At 61.2% G+C, this 16,745-nt stretch carries 15 protein-coding genes; 12 read left to right on the top strand and 3 right to left on the bottom strand.

Annotation, left to right across the window (positions count from 1 at the left end):
* The first annotated feature begins 534 nt into the window (after positions 1-534).
* The 6 genes from ACR3EM_RS12225 to ACR3EM_RS12200 all read left to right on the top strand — a co-directional run bounded on the left by ACR3EM_RS12225 (position 535) and on the right by ACR3EM_RS12200 (position 8,040).
* Complete coding sequence (locus ACR3EM_RS12225) at positions 535-1,308, top strand: uracil-DNA glycosylase (RefSeq protein WP_480471924.1); 774 nt, start codon at positions 535-537, stop codon at positions 1,306-1,308.
* Positions 1,305-1,904 carry a metallophosphoesterase family protein gene (locus tag ACR3EM_RS12220; protein WP_480470960.1) on the top strand — a complete coding sequence of 200 codons (600 nt, stop codon included), beginning with the start codon at positions 1,305-1,307 and terminating at the stop codon, positions 1,902-1,904. Before ACR3EM_RS12225 ends, ACR3EM_RS12220 begins: the two co-directional genes overlap by 4 nt.
* Entirely contained in the window at positions 1,901-2,521 is a 621-nt protein-coding gene (locus ACR3EM_RS12215) for a LysE family translocator (protein ID WP_480470959.1), read from the top strand. The genes ACR3EM_RS12220 and ACR3EM_RS12215 overlap by 4 nt, the downstream gene beginning before the upstream one ends.
* 6 nt (positions 2,522-2,527) lie before the next feature.
* Positions 2,528-3,070 carry a molybdenum cofactor biosynthesis protein B gene (moaB, locus tag ACR3EM_RS12210; protein ID WP_480470958.1) on the top strand — a complete coding sequence of 181 codons (543 nt, stop codon included), beginning with the start codon at positions 2,528-2,530 and terminating at the stop codon, positions 3,068-3,070.
* Between the two features lie 105 nt (positions 3,071-3,175).
* Positions 3,176-4,633 carry an efflux RND transporter periplasmic adaptor subunit gene (locus ACR3EM_RS12205; RefSeq protein ID WP_480470957.1) on the top strand — a complete coding sequence of 486 codons (1,458 nt, stop codon included), beginning with the start codon at positions 3,176-3,178 and terminating at the stop codon, positions 4,631-4,633.
* 5 nt (positions 4,634-4,638) lie between these two features.
* Positions 4,639-8,040 (top strand): efflux RND transporter permease subunit, encoded by a 3,402-nt coding sequence (locus tag ACR3EM_RS12200; RefSeq protein WP_480470956.1) that lies wholly within the window; start codon positions 4,639-4,641, stop codon positions 8,038-8,040.
* Here ACR3EM_RS12200 and ACR3EM_RS12195 read toward each other — a convergent pair.
* Together ACR3EM_RS12195 and ACR3EM_RS12190 are read right to left on the bottom strand one after the other, a co-directional pair.
* Positions 8,007-8,456: an NUDIX hydrolase gene (locus tag ACR3EM_RS12195; protein ID WP_480471923.1), complete on the bottom strand. Its 450-nt coding sequence runs from the start codon at positions 8,454-8,456 to the stop codon at positions 8,007-8,009. The genes ACR3EM_RS12200 and ACR3EM_RS12195 overlap by 34 nt on opposite strands.
* A gap of 4 nt (positions 8,457-8,460) precedes the next feature.
* The gene (locus tag ACR3EM_RS12190) at positions 8,461-9,273 is read right to left on the bottom strand and encodes a protein-disulfide reductase DsbD domain-containing protein (RefSeq protein WP_480470955.1); all 813 of its coding nucleotides are present in this window, start codon (positions 9,271-9,273) and stop codon (positions 8,461-8,463) included.
* A gap of 147 nt (positions 9,274-9,420) precedes the next feature.
* Here ACR3EM_RS12190 and ACR3EM_RS12185 point away from each other — a divergent pair, with 147 nt between their 5' ends.
* Complete coding sequence (locus ACR3EM_RS12185; RefSeq protein WP_480470954.1) at positions 9,421-9,975, top strand: YqgE/AlgH family protein; 555 nt, start codon at positions 9,421-9,423, stop codon at positions 9,973-9,975.
* Here ACR3EM_RS12185 and ACR3EM_RS12180 read toward each other — a convergent pair.
* The gene (locus ACR3EM_RS12180) at positions 9,972-10,919 is read right to left on the bottom strand and encodes an L-threonylcarbamoyladenylate synthase (protein WP_480470953.1); all 948 of its coding nucleotides are present in this window, start codon (positions 10,917-10,919) and stop codon (positions 9,972-9,974) included. The genes ACR3EM_RS12185 and ACR3EM_RS12180 overlap by 4 nt on opposite strands.
* A gap of 132 nt (positions 10,920-11,051) precedes the next feature.
* Between ACR3EM_RS12180 and ACR3EM_RS12175 the strand changes: the two genes are divergently transcribed.
* The 5 genes from ACR3EM_RS12175 (at position 11,052) to ACR3EM_RS12155 (ending at position 16,702) form a co-directional block, all read left to right on the top strand.
* Positions 11,052-12,755: an acyl-CoA dehydrogenase family protein gene (locus ACR3EM_RS12175; RefSeq protein ID WP_480470952.1), complete on the top strand. Its 1,704-nt coding sequence runs from the start codon at positions 11,052-11,054 to the stop codon at positions 12,753-12,755.
* A complete protein-coding gene (locus ACR3EM_RS12170; protein WP_480470951.1) occupies positions 12,755-13,801 on the top strand; it encodes an MBL fold metallo-hydrolase in 1,047 nt (348 codons plus the stop codon). Before ACR3EM_RS12175 ends, ACR3EM_RS12170 begins: the two co-directional genes overlap by 1 nt.
* Positions 13,802-13,805: 4 nt before the next feature.
* A complete protein-coding gene (locus ACR3EM_RS12165; RefSeq protein ID WP_480470950.1) occupies positions 13,806-14,258 on the top strand; it encodes a DUF6173 family protein in 453 nt (150 codons plus the stop codon).
* A gap of 64 nt (positions 14,259-14,322) precedes the next feature.
* Complete coding sequence (locus ACR3EM_RS12160; protein ID WP_480470949.1) at positions 14,323-16,161, top strand: glycerophosphodiester phosphodiesterase family protein; 1,839 nt, start codon at positions 14,323-14,325, stop codon at positions 16,159-16,161.
* Positions 16,148-16,702, top strand: coding sequence for a hypothetical protein (locus tag ACR3EM_RS12155; protein ID WP_480470948.1), 555 nt, complete (start codon positions 16,148-16,150; stop codon positions 16,700-16,702). The genes ACR3EM_RS12160 and ACR3EM_RS12155 overlap by 14 nt, the downstream gene beginning before the upstream one ends.
* The last annotated feature ends 43 nt before the right edge of the window (positions 16,703-16,745 follow it).

Below are 16,745 nucleotides of genomic sequence, written 5' to 3'. Positions count from 1 at the left end.
CACAAAAACCAGCCGGGTCTCGAGCATCCACCGCCGGGCAGGCACGAGGAACCTGACCCACAGGTGCGTCCATCCGCGCAGGTGGTGGCTGGTGCGGGATCGATATCCGGAGTGCTGCGCTCACATTCGCCGCGCCCGTTGCAGAAGCTGCCTCCTGGGCAATCCAGACGTGAGGTACATTTATTCGCCCCCGCCGGGGCACAACGGGTTCCTCCTGCCACGCAGCGCTCGAACGGGCCGCAGGTACGACCGCCACCGCAATAAGTGTGACCTGGGGGAATACAGCGGCCATCGAAACTGCAGCGTTGGCCAGCAGGGCAACAATTGCGACCGCATTGCAGTTGGCCGGCGCGGCACTGCCCCTGCCGGTCGTGAAAGCTCGCCTGCGCAGGGTCGCTGGCGAGGGTCAGCAACAGTCCGATCAGAAGGATTCGTAGGATCAAGAGCATGAATAACCGTATGGTCGACCTCAGAAGGGGCTGTGGCAAGGTCTATTCGCTTTCCCTCGATCAAAAGCTGGTTAGATTGAGAGCTATGGAATCGGGCTTGGACTATCATACCGCGCGGGCGCTGCTGGAGTGGCAGATTGAGCTGGGCGCAACTGACGCGATCGCGGATGCGCCGATCGATCGCTATGGGCTGCCGGACAAAGCGCCCAAGGCCAAAAAGCCCGCCTCAGTGAAGTCAACTGCGCCATCCGAGGCACCCGAAAAGGTTGATCCTGCAGAGGTTGCGCAGCACGCAGCGAAAGCCGCCGGGACGCTGACCGAATTGCGCGCTGCGATGGAGTCCTTCGGGTTGTGCGACCTGAAACGCGGCGCGCGGCAGTTGGTGTTCGCTGACGGCACGCCTGGCGCGCGGGTGATGATCATCGGCGAGGCACCCGGGCGCGATGAAGATCGCGAGGGCAAGCCCTTTGTCGGACGCGCCGGGCAGTTGCTGGACCGGATGCTGGCCGCGATTGATCTGGACAGGCGTGAGAACGTTTATATCACCAATGTGCTGCCGTGGCGGCCGCCGCAGAACCGAGATCCCAAGCCGGAAGAGATCGGCATGATGAAGCCGTTTCTGGAACGCCATGTGGCGCTGGCCAAGCCCGAGGTTCTGGTGGTGATGGGCAATATCAGCTGTCAGGCGGTGCTGGGCAAACGCGGCATCACCCGTCTGCGCGGCAACTGGGATCAGGCGCTGGGCCTGCCGGTGATCCCGATGTTTCACCCCGCCTACCTGCTGCGGCAACCGCAGATGAAGCGGCAGGCCTGGGCTGATCTGCTGGAACTGAAAGCGCGGCTGGGGGCCGGGGCATGAGGGTTCTGGCGTTTTCTGACCTGCACATGGCGCGCAACCGGGCCGCCGATCTGGTCGCCGCCAGCGCCGAGGCCGATCTGGTCATCGGGGCCGGAGATTTCTGCAATGGACGACGCGGGTTGGATGAGGCGATGGATATGCTTTCAGGTATCGCCGCGCCGCTGGTTCTGGTGCCCGGCAATGCCGAAAGCGCCGAGGAACTGACCGCCGCCGCACCCGACGGTGCACATGTTCTGCACGGAACGGGCATGACCCTTGATGGTTTGCGCCTGTTTGGTCTGGGTTATGGCGTGCCCGTGACCCCATTTGGCGACTGGTCTTGTGATCTGACCGAAGCGGAGGCAGCAGAGCTGCTGAATCGTTGCGAAGCCACAGATGTCCTTATCGTGCATTCTCCGCCCAAGGGGCATGGCGATACCACTTCGCAAGGCCTGTCCGTGGGATCGGTTTCTGTGCGGGACGCAATTGAACGGCTTCAACCAACTCATGTCTTTTGCGGGCATATCCATGACAGCTGGGGCTATCGCGGCACGATCGGGCGCAGCCAGATCGCCAACCTGGGCCCCAAAATACATTGGTTCGAGGTGAACACATGATCGAAACGGTCACCCTTTTGGCCTTCATTCCGGCCGCGCTGGCGCTGAATTTCACACCCGGCGCAGATATGATGTTTTGTTTCGGTCAGGGCTTGCGCGCGGGTCCGCGTCCGGCGCTTGCCGCAAGTGCTGGGGTCGCTGTGGGTGGCATGGTACACGTCCTGATTGCTGGTCTCGGCCTTGGCGCTGCAGTCGCGACGCTGCCGTGGCTGTTCGATGTGATCCGCTGGATGGGCGTTGCTTATCTGCTCTATCTCGCGTGGGGGGCGATCCGGAAGGGGGCGGTTTCGGGCGACGCCCCAAGTAAACCGAAGCATTTCGCGTTTCGCGACGGGATGATTGTGAACCTTACCAACCCCAAGGTGATCCTGTTCGTGCTGGCCTTCATCCCGCAATTCGTAAATCCAGCGCTGGGCTCGGTTCTGGTGCAGTTCCTGATCCTCGGTGCCATTATCGCGCTGGGCGGTTTTGTGGTGAATGGCCTGGTGGGTCTGTTTGCCGGTGGCGCCGGACGGATGCTGATTTCTAACCCGCGCGCCTCGCGCATCATGGGCTGGGTAACGGGGGGGATTTTCACCGCCCTCGCCATCCGGCTTGCCATCATGGAAAGGGCCTGACGTCATATGTCACGCATTGACGAAAGCATGGAGTTCATTCCCGTCCGCATCGCTGTTCTGACCGTGTCAGACACCCGATCTCTGGCCGAAGACCGCTCAGGCCAGACGTTGGTGGATCGGATCGAGAAGGCGGGCCATTCGGTGGCGGATCGCAAGATAATTCAGGATGAACGCGCCCAGATTTCCGACCAATTGCGTAAATGGATCGCGGACCCTGAAATCGACGTTGTGATCTCGACCGGCGGCACGGGTCTCACGGGTCGTGACGTGACGGTTGAGGCACATCGGGACGTCTACGAAAAAGAGATTGAGGCCTTTGGCACTGTCTTCACCATCGTGTCGATGGAAAAGATCGGAACGTCGGCGGTGCAATCCCGCGCCACGGGTGGCGTGGCGGGCGGGACATACCTGTTTGCACTGCCGGGCAGCCCGGGCGCGTGCAAGGACGCATGGGACGCGATTCTCGAGAAACAGTTCGATTATCGCCACCGGCCCTGCAATTTCGTGGAAATAATGCCCAGATTGGACGAACATCTGCGACGGAAGTAGACTGGTTCTGCGTTCAACGCATCATAACCGCTTTGTGGCTTGGCATTTTTTACGACCCGGCTACCTTTGCGGAAGGCAGCATGTGCGACCCGAGGTAAGTGACCGATGCGATTTCTGCGGCAAAGCCTTGTTGGGGTGTTCCTGGCGTTTCTGACGCTGGGCCTGTTGATTGTTGCCGCGCAGATGATCTCGGGCGCGGTGCAGGATGTGCTAACCAAAGACAAGCAGGCCCCGGAGGCGCGGGAACGTATCTTCGCCGTGAGTGTCCGCACCGCCGAGCCGGAAACCGTCACGCCTTATCTGGAAGCATTCGGACAGATTCAAAGCCGCCGCCGGTTGGAGCTGCGGGCGGCATTGGGCGGGCGCGTTGTGTCACTGGCCGAAGATTTCGAAGACGGCGGCACCGTGACCGCTGGCGAGCTGCTGGTCGAGCTTGACCCGGCCGATATGCAATCGGCATTAGACCGCGCAAAATCCGATCTTCTGGATGCCCAGTTTGAAGAGCGGGATGCCGAACGCTCTCTGCTGCTGGCGCAGGACGAGTTGAAATCAGCAGAAGCGCAGGCTGAACTGCGCGACCGGGCGCTGCAGCGTCAACAGGACCTGCAGACTCGCGGCGTCGGCGCAGCTGCCAGCGTCGAAGAGGCGGAACTGGCCGCAACATCTGCTCATCAGGCGGTTCTGGCGCGCCGGATTGCATTGGCGCAAGCCGAATCTCGGGTGGATCAGGCGACCACTCTTTTCGCCCGCGCCCGCATTGCTCTGGAAGGGGCCGAACGCGATTTGGAGGATATGTCGATCCATGCCGGATTCGATGGGACGCTGACCGAAGTCACGCTGGTCGAAGGGCGTCTGGTAGCGGCCAACGAAAAACTGGCTGAACTGGTGGACCCCAACGCGCTTGAGGTCGCTTTCCGTGTCTCAACTGCCCAGTTCGTGCGCCTGCTTGATGCCGAGGGTGATCTGATCTCCGCTCCGGTCACAGTCTCGCTTGAGGTCACTGGCACCGATCTGACCGCCAGAGGCCGGATCAGCCGGGACAGCGGTGCCGCGGGTGAAGGGCAGACGGGGCGGTTGATATACGCCCGTCTCGACGATGCGCCCGGCTTCAAGCCGGGGGATTTCGTCACCGTTTCGATCGAGGAACAACCGCTCGACAATGTTGTACGTCTGCCATCCTCGGTTCTGGATGCTGCGGGCAATGTGTTGGTGCTTGGTCCGGATGACCGGCTGGAACCGTTGGCCGTACAATTGATCCGCCGTCAGGGCGATGAAGTGTTGCTGCGTGGCGACGGTCTGGAAGGTCGGGAAGTGGTGATTGGCCGGACCCCATTGCTGGGCTCGGGCGTACGGGTGCGGCCCCTGCGGATTGAGGCGAGCGCCGAAGCTGACCCGCGCATGGTTGAGCTTTCGGATGAAAAGCGCGCCCAGCTTGTCGCGCAGGTCGAAGCCAGCGATGCGATGTCACAGGAAGACAAGGCGCAAATGCTGGGTCAGCTGAGTGAGGCGAAGGTGCCCGCCGCCCTCGTGCGCCGTCTTGATGACAATCGGGCCGGGGGCTAGGCGCTATGATCCGCGACATTCCCAACGCGGCGGGCGGTATCCTGAGTTATTTCACCCGGCACCGGACAGCGGCCAATCTGCTGCTGTTGGTCATGCTGGTGCTGGGTGTCGCGGCGATCCCCAACATGCGGGCACAGTTCTTTCCCGACGTTATTCTTGAACGCGTCGATGTGGATGTCGAGTGGGAGGGCGCAGGTCCCGAAGATGTCGATAATGGCATCATCCAATTGCTGGAACCGGCGCTGCTGGCTGTAGAAGGCGTTGCGAGTACCGAATCCACCTCACGTGAAGGCTCGGCACGGGTCCGGCTGGAGTTCGAGCCGAACTGGGACATGTCCCGCGCGGTTGAGGAGGTGCGGACTGCCGTCGACAGCGTGACCAACTTGCCCGAAGACGCCGAAGAGCCGACGATCCGGCGCGGGGCGTGGCGGGATCGCGTGACGGATGTGGTCATCACTGGCCCTATCGAGGCCGAGCAGCTGGCCAAGTTCACCGATGAGCTGATCAGCCGCCTGTTTGCCGTCGGTGTTACGCGCACCACGATCCGGGGTCTGGCCGCTCCGCGTGTTGTGGTCGAGGTGCCCACTGCGCAGCTGATTGCAAATGATATATCGCTCTCGGAGGTCGCCGAGGCGATTGCCGCCGAGGTCACGGCAAACCCTGCTGGTGATGTCACGGGCGCCAATGCGCGCATCCGGACTGGCATCGAGAAGCGTACCCCGGAAGAGATTGAAGGTATCGCTCTGCGTAACTTTGCCGATGGCTCAAAGCTGGTTGTTGGCGATGTGGCGCAGATCCGGGTCGAGGGCGTCACGCGCAATCGCAGCTATTTCGTGGGCGACAATCCGGCCATGTCGATCCGCGTTGACCGCTCGAATCTGGGTGATGCCATCGGTATTCAGCGCTCGGTCGAGGATGTGGTGGCCGAAATGCAGGCCAGCCTGCCCGAAGGCATCACGGTCGAGTTGATCCGCACGCGCGCGCAGGCAATCACCGACCGTCTGGATATTCTGGTGGACAATGGGCTGGTGGGCCTCGGGCTGGTGGTCTGCCTGCTCTTCCTGTTCCTCAACGCCCGCATCGCCTTTTGGGTGGCCGCAGGTATTCCGGTGGCGATGTCGGCGGCGATTGCGCTGATGTATCTGGGTGGGTTGTCGCTGAACATGGTGTCGCTGTTTGGTCTGATCATCACGCTGGGCATCGTCGTCGATGACGCCATTGTCGTGGGTGAGCACGCCGATTTCCGCGCCCGCCGTCTGGGCGAGGCCCCAATGATCGCCGCTGAACGCGCGGCCCGGCGCATGGCGATGCCGGTGTTTGCTGCAACCATCACAACGGTCATCGCTTTCTTTGGCCTGACTGCCATTGGTGGCCGGTTCGGAGAGTTGATCCGCGATATCCCATTTACGGTCATTGCTGTCCTGATTGCCTCGTTGATCGAGTGCTTTCTGATTCTGCCGAACCATATGGCGCACGCCATCAAACATTCGGCCAAGGAACACTGGTATGACTGGCCCAACCGAGTTGTGAACAAGGGCTTCCGCTGGGTGCGCGACCACCTGTTCCGCCCGTTGGTTGCCTGGGTGGTCTGGGCGCGATATGTGGTGGTCGCGTTAATGGTGGTTATTCTGGCCAGCCAGATCGCGCTATTTATCCGGGGTGATGTGAACTGGCGGTTCTTCAACGCGCCTGAACGTGGCTCGGTCACCGGTAACTTCATCATGGTCGAAGGGGCCACCCGCGCCGAGACGCTGGAAATGATGCGTTTGGTCCAGCAGGCAACCGAGGAACTGGGCGAGATTTACGAAGAACGCCACGGGCGCAACCCCATCGAATACGTTCTGGCCGAGGTCGGAGGGTCCGCAGGGTTCGGCCTGCGCGCGGCAGACGGCAAGGATGGTGATCTGCTGGGCGGTATATCGATCGAGTTGATCGACGCCGATCTGCGCCCCTATTCCAGCTTCGAATTTGTGGGCGAGCTTCAGGATTTCGTGCCGCGCCACCCGAAGGTCGAATTGCTCAGCTTCCGGGGTTGGCGTTCGGGGCCGGGCGGTGACGCGATCGATGTGGAGTTCTTTGGGGCGGATGTAAACACGCTGAAATCCGCGTCCGAGGACCTGCAGGCGGCATTATCGAAATACCCTGAGGTCTCGGCGCTCGAGGACAATCTGGCCTATGACAAAGAAGAATTCATTCTGGATCTGACCGCGCAGGGTCAGGCGCTGGGCTTCCGCATAGAGACGCTGGGCCGGGTGTTGCGAAACCGTCTGAACGGGATCGAGGCGGCCACTTTCCCCGACGGTCCGCGCAGCGCCGAGATTCGGGTTGAACTTCCCGAAGGCGAGCTGACCGCAGACTTCCTTGAACGCACGCTGATGCGGACGCCGGACGGGGTCTATGTGCCGCTGGCTGATATCGTTTCCGTCGAACGGAAATCGGGGTTCTCGACCGTCCGGCGTGAAAACGGCCTGCGTGTGATCTCGGTGAATGGCGACATTTCCGAGGATGATCCGGCGCAGGCCGCCGAAATCGCACGCGCCATGCGCGAAGAGATTCTGCCCAACGTTGCAGCCGAACGTCAGGTCGAATGGCGCATGGCCGGTCTGAGCGAGCAGGAGGATGAATTCCTGTCTGAGGCGCGGACCGGGCTGATCTTGTGTCTGACCGGGATTTATCTGGTGCTGGCCTGGGTCTTTGCCAGCTGGACGCGACCTCTCGTGGTGATGGCGATTATCCCCTTTGGCCTCGTGGGTGCGATCTGGGGGCATTACCTGTGGGGCGTGCCGCTGAGTATGTTCACCGTCGTTGGACTGTTGGGCATGACCGGAATCATCATCAATGACTCGATCGTGTTGGTGACCACGATTGACGGATATCAACAGGAACGCGGGCTTGTGCCGTCGATAGTCGAAGGCACGGCTGACCGATTGCGGCCCGTGATGCTGACTACCCTGACCACAGTGCTGGGTTTGACGCCATTGATGTATGAAAGCTCACAGCAGGCGCAGTTCCTGAAACCGACGGTAATCACTCTGGTCTACGGGCTGGGCTTTGGCATGGTGCTGATCCTGTTGCTGGTGCCTGCGTTGCTGGCCATCCTAAACGACGTTTCGCGGCCCATGACGTCGATGCGACGTGCCTTGCGCGCGCCGGATCGGGTGGTGCGTATCGCTGTGCGCACAACAGGCGTTGCATTGGCGGTCTGGCTGGGCGCCTCGATGATCTGGCCCGCGGTGACAGGCACGCCTTTGGCGTTGCTTTCTGGATTCTATCCAGCTGCCGAAGGCCCAAGCGTTTTGCAGATGGGTTTTGGTGTCTTCGCGGTCGGAGCGGTGCTGATCCTGCTGTTGGGTGTGGTGCTATCCAGCGTGCTCTACGCGCGTCTGTCTGAGCGGTCCGTCGCCTGATCGGTTGCTAAGGCAAGTTTCAGCAGGTCGGGCACCCGGTCGCTCATCGGAAGGTCCCCGGTCATAATCATTTCGACTGGAAACCACCGCGCATCCCGAGCGTCATCCGCTGCGACCGGCGTGCCCGACACATAGCGGCACGCTACACCGACCAGCAGGTAATGCGCCCGCACCTGCCCATCGCTATCGCGCAACAGCAGGTCGAGATTGTCGAGATAGGCCAGAGGCTCGGCGATAACGCCGGTTTCTTCCCGCAATTCACGGGCGGCGGCGTCCAGAACGGTTTCACCCCATTCCACATGGCCGCCGGGAAATCCCCAAAGACCCGCATCGGGTTGCTTGTTACGCTGCACCAACAGCACTTGATTGTCGTGTAGCACGACCGCCAAAGCACCGATCTTTGGGGTTTGGCTCATCCGGTCAGCCTGCGCTGCACCCTTGTATGTCCACGGCATGGTTCGCGCCAAGAACGGTGATGCGCACCTCAGACCGATCCAATGCAAATGGCCCGCCCGAGGCACTGATGACCTCTGAGCTTGCGATCAGAGTATTGCCTTGGCGGCGTGTCTCGGGTTGCGATGCCCAAAGCGCCGGATTGCCCGGCTCGATGACCGCAAATTCGGCCCCGCCCGCTGAGGGCATGGTGATATGCGCTTCGATCTGCATCCCGTCCGCAGTTGGAGTCAGATGGCAGGTTGCTCCTGCCACGCCGGCCTCACGCTCGGAAAACGGGCGCTGGGCGAGGGCGGCAGCGATGGCCGGATTGCGCCCGGCCTCCGCATCCAGCGTGTGATCGAAATCCAGTCGACCGGGCACACAGACATCCTTGCAAACGCCCAGATCCATCTCACCGCGCAAACGCACAGGTTTAGCCGGGTTCCTGGGGGTGATTTCGACCGGCAGCACCAGCTGATCCTCATACCCGACCGAGCGCAGGCCGTTCTGGTCAAACACATGCGGCGCGGGCCATGTGATCGCGACATCCGCGACATTGCCGGAACCGTTCCAGTCAAACTGCGGCGGAATGCCTGCATCGCCCGGCGCACGCCAATAGGTCTTCCACCCATCCTTGAGCGTCAGGCGCAAAGCCCCCTGATAGGTACCCTCGGAGGTCTTGCCGCCGTCCAGCACCTCAAGCTGCACCAGATTGTCGAGCCCTTGCGCGAGGGCAGGGGAGCCGATGCAAAAGGTGGCGGCCAGCACGGCTGCAGTGGGTTTCCAAAGCGTTTTCATATGCAGAACATGCGCATTTCGGGCGTGAATTCCAAGTCACGTTCCGGTCACTTCGCTGAAATGCACGGAAATCCGGGCTGATCCCTTGCCATTCCGGCTTCCGCAGGGTCATTCTAGGATATCCTATGGCGCAAGAGATGTCTGCTGATGGACCTTACGGGAAAACTGTTGATTGCGATGCCCGGCATGGGCGATCCACGATTCGAGCATTCGGTCGTGTATATCTGCAGTCATGGTGAAGACGGCGCGATGGGCTTGATCGTGAACAAGCCCTCGGATCTGCGAATCAAGACTCTGCTGGAACAGCTCAACATCCCCTGCCGTATTCCGGTGGTGGGAGAGCGTCTGGTCCAGTTCGGCGGCCCGGTCGAGATGTCGCGTGGTTTTGTGCTGCACAGCTCGGATTACGAGGCCAATCTGCATTCGATGCAGATTTCCGAAGATTTCAGCATGACGGCCACGCTGGATGTGCTCGAGGATCTGGCCTCGGGCAAGGGGCCACTGAATTCGATGCTGACGCTGGGCTATTCCGGCTGGGGTCCCGATCAGCTTGAGGACGAGATCGCGATGAATGGCTGGTTGACCACCGATGCAACCTCGAAACTGGTCTTTGATGTACCGGATGACGAGAAATGGGAGGCCGCTCTGGCCACGCTCGGGGTTGATCCTTTGTCCCTGTCAGCCAGCGCGGGCCGCGCCTAATCGCGTGGAGCTGCCGCGCGGCGCAGGCGGTCGTTGATGGCTGCGCCCAACCCATGGTCCGGTATCGGAGATACTGCAATCGGTTTGCCGGTTTCGTTCAGCGTGTGCAGCGCGGCGAATAGATTGGCGGCGGCCTCGGGCAGGCTGCTGCTTTTAGATAGGTTCAGATCGCAATCGACCGGGCCAAAACCCAACAGAACTTCATCCCCTTGGCGCGACCCGGCGTTCAGACGGACCGGCGCATCTGGTGCGTAATGCGATTGCAACTGCCCCGGAGCGGTCAGAAGATCGCCCGCTCGATGGTGATGCAATTCCGTCTGCAGAACCTCTTCGATTTGTTCCAAAGCAACCCCACCCGGGCGCAGCAGAGCCGGGGCACCAGCCAGACCGACGATGGTGGACTCAAGCCCGACACCACATGGCCCATCATCCAGAATTGCCGCGATACGCCCCTCCAGCCCCGCCCGGACATGCGCCGCCGTGGTCGGGCTGATCTGACCGGAAGGATTGGCCGAGGGGGCTGCCACCGGGCCATCGAACGCCGCCAGCAATGCCCGCGCAGCCGGATGTGCGGGCACACGGACGGCCAAAGTATCCAATCCGGCAGTGACCAGCGATGATATCCCGTGGTCGGCGCGCAAAGGTAGAACCAGTGTCAGTGGACCGGGCCAGAAGGCTTGCGCCAATTGCTCGGCCTGATCTGTCCAGTCGACGAACCGCTTCGCAGTCTCGGTCGAGGCGACATGGGCGATCAGCGGGTTGAAGCTGGGCCGCCCCTTGGCCTCATAGATCGCGGCCACGGCCTCGCCGTTCCGTGCATCACCGCCCAGGCCATAGACGGTCTCGGTCGGAAACGCGACCAGCAGCCCCTGCCGCAACAGGTCGGCGGCTTTGGCAATGCCATCGGCATCTGCGGAAAGGTCTTGGGTACCGAGAAGGGTCATGAGTCGTGACGCCGCGTTTTGGTTGCTTGCAGTTCAGGTAACGGTAGGTAATCGTGCCAGCCCAGATGAATACCGGCGTGGGGTCGGGATTCCAACCCCATGCAACACACATGCCAGACTCAGAGGGAACCCATGCCCTATCGCGCCCCGATCTCAGACTATGAATTCCTGTTCCGCAACGTGATCGGATTTGACCAGATCGCCGCGACCGAGAAATTCTTGGAAGCCAGCGAGGACGTGGTCAGCGCCATCCTGACCGAAGCGGGGAAGATGTGCGAAGAGATCATGGCACCGCTTCAACGCCCCGGTGATCTGGAACCCGCCCGGTTGGAGAACGGTGTATTGCGCACCTCTCCGGGCTACGCGGAAGGGTGGAAAGCAATCGCCGAAGGCGGTTGGATCGGGATGAGCGGTGACCCCGAATATGGCGGCATGGGCCTGCCCATGACCATGACCACCGCCGTGAATGAGATGATGAGCGCCGCCTGCCTGTCGCTGCAGCTGGCTCCGTTGATGACCCAGGGCCAGATCGAAGCGTTGGAGCATCACGCAAGCGACGCGTTGAAAGCGCTCTATCTGCCCAAGATGATGGCGGGCGAATGGTCAGGTACCATGAACCTGACCGAACCGCAGGCCGGATCGGATGTCGGCGCGCTGACCTCGAAGGCCGAGGATAACGGTGACGGCACCTATTCGGTGACCGGCCAGAAGATTTACATCTCATGGGGCGACAACGACTTTACCGAGAATGTCTGCCATCTGGTTCTGGCCCGCCTGCCGGACGGCGTGCCGGGGACCAAAGGCATATCGCTGTTTCTGGTGCCCAAGTACATCCCTGATGAGAACGGCAATCCCGGCGTGGCCAATGACCTGAAGGTGGTTTCGCTGGAACACAAGATGGGTCTGCACGGCTCGCCCACCTGCGTGATGCAATATGACGGGGCCAAAGGCTGGCTGGTCGGTAAAGAGCATGGCGGGATGGCCGCGATGTTCACCATGATGAATAACGCGCGCCTTGGCGTCGGCGGGCAAGGCGTGGGGGCCGCCGAAGGAGCCTATCAGCACGCGCTGGCCTATGCGTTGGAACGCAAGCAAGGCAAGACGCCCTCAGGCACGATTATTGACCACGCAGATGTGCGACGGATGTTGATGAGCATGCGGGCAGATGTATTTGCGGCGCGGGCGATCATGTTGGCCAATGCCGCCGCGATCGACATGGCGCAGGCCACCGGTGAGGCCGATTGGGCAGCACGAGCGGCGCTTCTGACGCCGATCTGCAAGGCGTTCGGCACCGAGACCGGTATGCGCGTATCCGAGACCGGGGTGCAGGTGCATGGCGGTATGGGGTTCATCGAAGAAACCGGTGCGGCACAGTATTACCGCGATGTCCGTGTGACCGCGATCTATGAAGGCACCAACGGCATTCAGGCCATGGATCTTGTGGCGCGCAAGATGATAGACGGGGGTGAGGCGGCCTCGAACCTTCTGGATGAGATCGAGGATCAGGCCGAAAAAGCCCGCGCCACCATGCCGGAACTCGCCGGTCCGGTGTGGGAGGCCACTGAGTCACTGCGTGAAGCCACCGAGTGGATCGTCGCGCAATCAGACATGAACAACCGCTTTGCCGGGGCGGCGGCCTATCTCAAGGCTTTCGCGCGGGTGTTGGGTGGGCACTACCATTTGTCTGCCGCTTTAGCCGACCCCGATGGACCGCGCGCCAAACTGGCAAGGTTCTACATCAACGCGTTGCTACCCGAACATACCGGCCTTCTGGCACAGGCGCAGAACGGGGCGGATGACCTATACGCACTTAGCGCAGAGGAGTTGGCGGTCTGATGGATGGCGAGGCTCCAAAAGTGATGCGATACCCGTGGGAGGAACCACCTGCTCCCGGCGAATGGGTCGAGGTTGCCGAGGGGGTTTTGTGGATCAGGCTGCCTCTGCCTATGGCGCTGGATCATGTGAATGTCTACGCGCTGGATGATGGTGACGGTTGGACAATCGTCGATACCGGGCTTTCTTCGAAGAAAACGCGTGCCATCTGGCAGAACCTGATGGCAGGGCCTCTGGCCGGTAAGCCTGTCCACAGGGTTGTGGTCACCCATCACCACCCCGACCATGTGGGCAACGCGGGCTGGTTCCAGTCCGAACATAGCGCCGAACTGGTTACCAGCCGCACCGCCTGGCTGTTCGCCCGAATGCTGACGCTGGACGTGCAGGAGAACTGGCCGAAGGAAACGCTCGATTACTATCGCAGCGCCGGAATGGACGCGGATGTGTTAGCGGGTCGGATGGCCGAGCGGCCCTTCAACTTTGCCGACACCGTCTACCCTATGCCGCTGGGCTTTACCCGGATCAAACAGGGTGATGTGATCCGCATGGGGGGGCGTGATTGGGATGTCCACATGGGCAATGGTCATGCGCCGGAACACTGCACGTTCTGGAGCCGCGACGACAATCTGGTGCTGACCGGCGATCAGATTCTCAGCTCGATCAGTTCCAATCTGGGCGTCTATGCGACCGAGCCCATGGCCGATCCGGTGGCCGACTGGTTAGAGGCCTGCGAACGCCTGCAACCATTGGCCCGGCCTGATCATCTCGTTCTGGGTGGTCACAAGCTGCCGTTCACCGGATTGCCCACCCGCATGCGTCAGTTGATCGACAATCACCACGGCGCATTGGAACGTTTGCTAAACGACCTCGACCACCCCAAAACCGCCGCCGAGTGCTTTCCCCCGCTGTTCAAGCGCCAGATCAAGGGCGGTGAATACGGCCTCGCGCTGGTCGAAGCGGTTGCACATGTGAACCATCTCTACCACATTGGAGCTGTCACCCGGACGCGCCGCGCGGACGGGGCGTGGGAGTATCAGCGCAAAGGGTAGAGCGATGCAGGACCAGATCGAAACCTCGGCCGAAGCGGCGGAATCCGCAGCTTTACCACGATGCTACGAGGTGCATGCCAACCCCGAGGCGGCCTCGGGCAACAAGGATCTGCCCAAAACTTTGCAAGCGCCGGTCGAAACCAAAAGCCCGGCGCAATGGGCCTATGAGCGGCTGATCATGTATATCCAGAACTTCGAAAAGACGCTGGATGGCGATCAAGAGGTCGCCATGGGCTTTACCGGCGGCGATGCCGGTGTGATGCGGATTGAAGGCATGGGTTATTTTGATCCCGATGTGATCACCTTCTATGGCTCGGATGGCGGTGGGGCGAAGACCCAGCTTGTTCAGCATGTCAGCCAGTTGAACGTGATGCTGCGCGCTCTGCCCAAAACGGTCGAGGATAAACCGGCCAATCGCATCGGGTTCCGACTGGCGGCTGATCTGGAAGACAACTAACGCACACTCTTGCAATTCATGCTTTCGCAGCCTTGAATGAGATCATCATTCAGGAGGGTGCTGCGTGACCAATTTCTCAGCCGTTACAACCGCCTATCGCGGCGCATGGGCGCGGCGGCGCGTCTTTGTGCCGATCTATCTGGCGGTGCGGTTGCTGCTGGTGGCTTTGATCGCGCCGGGGGTGGCCATCGCGGTCAATCTGGCCGTCTCCCTGTCGAATCAATCGGCGCTGACCGATCAGGACATCGCCATGTTCCTGCTGTCGCCTGCGGGCTTCATCGCGGCAATTGCGGTGCTCAGCCTGTTTCTGCTGGCCGAAGTCTTTGTGTTCTCGGTTATGGCCGGTTCATTGCGGATGGGTGAGAGCGATCCGTGGCGGGCAGGCAGTGCCTCCATCCGTTTGATCCTGACCCGCTTGCCTGCGCTGTTCGGCTTTGCGGCGCGTTTCATCCTGCGCGTTTTGCTTCTGGCGCTGCCTTTCGTGCTTGTGGCCGGAGCAATAGCGTGGTGGACGCTGACGGAATACGACATCAATTATTACCTCACATTCCACCCACCTTCATTCTGGGTCGCGGTGGTCCTGATCGGCTTCGTGGTTCTCTGTCTGGCGTGGGTTCTGATCCGCAAGCTTTCGGCCTGGGCCTTGGCGCTGCATCTGGTGCTGTTCGAAAGCTGCACGCCGGCGCAGGCCTTTGATCGCAGCGCCGAGCGGATGGAAGGGCGCCGTGGCCGCCTCAAGATCGAACTTGCCCTGTGGCTGGTCCTGCGTATCGTCATCGCATCGCTGATCGCAATCGTTGCCGGGTTCTTCTTCGATCTGGTGCCGCTACAAGAGGGTACGAACCTGCGCCTCGCCCTGATCCTCAGCCTGATCGTTGCTGGTCTCTGGTCGCTGGCCGGGTTGGTGCTGGCCGCGATCGCGCTGGGCGCGCTGGCGGTTCTGTTGGATGGGTTCTTTGATGCAAAGGGCAAAGAAGTGCCCCATCCCGAACCCGGTAATCTGCGTGCGCCGCTATATGCCGTGGTTGGGGGCGCGGTCGCCGCTCTGCTCATCGGGCTCTGGTTCGGGCAGGAACTGCTGGAACGGGTGCAGGCTCCGGATCATGCGGATGTCATTGGCCATCGGGGCGCGGCGGCGTTGCGACCCGAGAACACGATGGCGTCGGTTCTGAAAGCGATCGAGGATGGCGCCGACTGGGTTGAGATCGACGTGCAGGAAACCGCAGACGATGTGGTCATTATCGCCCATGACAGCGATTTCATGAAACTGGCGGGCGTGCCGCTCAAGGTTTGGGACGCGACCATGGAAGACGTGGCCGAGATCGATATCGGCAGTTGGTTCGGCCTGGAATATGCCTCGGAACGTACGCCCACGCTGCGCGATGTTCTGGAAGCTGCTAAAGGCAAATCCAAGGTCATCATCGAGTTGAAATACTATGGTCACGACGTTGATCTGGAAAATCGCGTTGCTGCGATTGTCGAAGAGCTAGGGATGCAGGACGACATCGCCACCATGTCGCTGAAATACCCGGCAGTGCAGAAGATGAAAGCGCTGCGCCCCGATTGGCGGGCGGGGGTTCTGGCGGCAACAGCGATTGGCGACTTGTCGGGGCTGGAGGGCGATTTCGTGGCCGTGAACGCGGCAACTGTTTCGCCAGGCCTCATCCGCTCGGTCCACGAGGCGGGCAAAGATATCTATGTGTGGACGGTGAATGATCCGCTGCAAATGTCGGCCATGGCTTCAATGGGGGTCGACGGGCTGATTACCGACCGTCCGGCGATAGCCCGCGAAGTGCTGCGTGTTCGGTCCGAGATGGGACCGGGTGAACGGCTCATGCTGTGGCTGGCGACCACCTTTGGTCTGTCGGTTGACACTGCCGAGATGCGCGATGAAAGCCCTTAAGCTTGCCACCTTTCTGGCCTGCTGCGCGCTGCCCGCTGCCGGACAGGACCTGATGCGCAACGTGGAAATGCCAGCGCACCGGGTGTTGATGAGCTCCATCGAAGGGGCCGAACTGATCCCGTTCGAAACCGATGGCTGTTCGGGCGGGTTATCATCAAGCTGGCGTCTGGTCGCCGAGACTTTCCCCAAGTTCAGCCTGCTCTATGAAGAGCATCCGCCCTGGGAATATTGCTGTGTCACCCATGACCGCGCCTATCACAACGCAGGCGGCGCATCACAGGCCGAGGCCAGCTTTGACGCCCGCCTCGCGGCTGATGACGCCCTGCGTGCCTGCGTCAAAGCCCACGGTGTGACCCATGCCAAGGACTATGCCGAACGCTACGACATGACACCGGAGCAGATCAAATCCGTCCATTCCATCACCTCCGAGGCGATGTTCCTGGCGGTGCGTTTTGGGGGCGGTCCCTGCAGTGGGTTGCCCTGGCGCTGGGGGTTCGGTTATCCGGGCTGCACGATCTTTGGTTCAACTGCGCGCGATTGACGTCGTGACAGGCCCTGAATTTTGCATTATCCAACATCTCAAA

It is taken from the genome of Ruegeria sp. AH3 (assembly GCF_056536265.1).
This window is presented reverse-complemented; position numbering and strand designations above follow the sequence as displayed.